Below are 333 nucleotides of genomic sequence, written 5' to 3' on the forward strand. Positions count from 1 at the left end.
GATAAAGATGAGTTAAAGCAACTCAAGCAAGAAAATAAGATGTTAAGAATCGAGAATGAATTCCTAAAAAAACTCGATGCCTTAGATCACGAAAAATCAGCTCACGCGAAACAGTGACCTTAATTGATGATCTGAGGCGAGTCTTCAAAACGTCGATTAGTTTTATCCTCAAAGCCGTTAAGATACCACGTAGCACGTACTATTACACTAAGCAAAGCCAGGGACGAAAATATGATGATGACCAGGTTATCCAAGCCATTGATGAAATTCGCCAAACAGATGCCAAGTATACTCAAAAATACGGTTACCGTCGCATAACGTTAGTTATGCATG

At 38.7% G+C, this 333-nt stretch carries 2 pseudogenes; both read left to right on the forward strand.

The window, feature by feature from the left end:
- A pseudogene (locus tag LOSG293_RS10230) lies at positions 1 to 117 on the forward strand (helix-turn-helix domain-containing protein); the annotation flags it as partial.
- Positions 114 to 333 (forward strand): annotated as a pseudogene (locus LOSG293_RS09875) (IS3 family transposase); the annotation flags it as partial. The pseudogenes LOSG293_RS10230 and LOSG293_RS09875, both read left to right, overlap by 4 nt.

The sequence above is a fragment of the Secundilactobacillus oryzae JCM 18671 genome (assembly GCF_000740055.1).
GTDB classification, from domain to species: Bacteria; Bacillota; Bacilli; order Lactobacillales; family Lactobacillaceae; genus Secundilactobacillus; species Secundilactobacillus oryzae.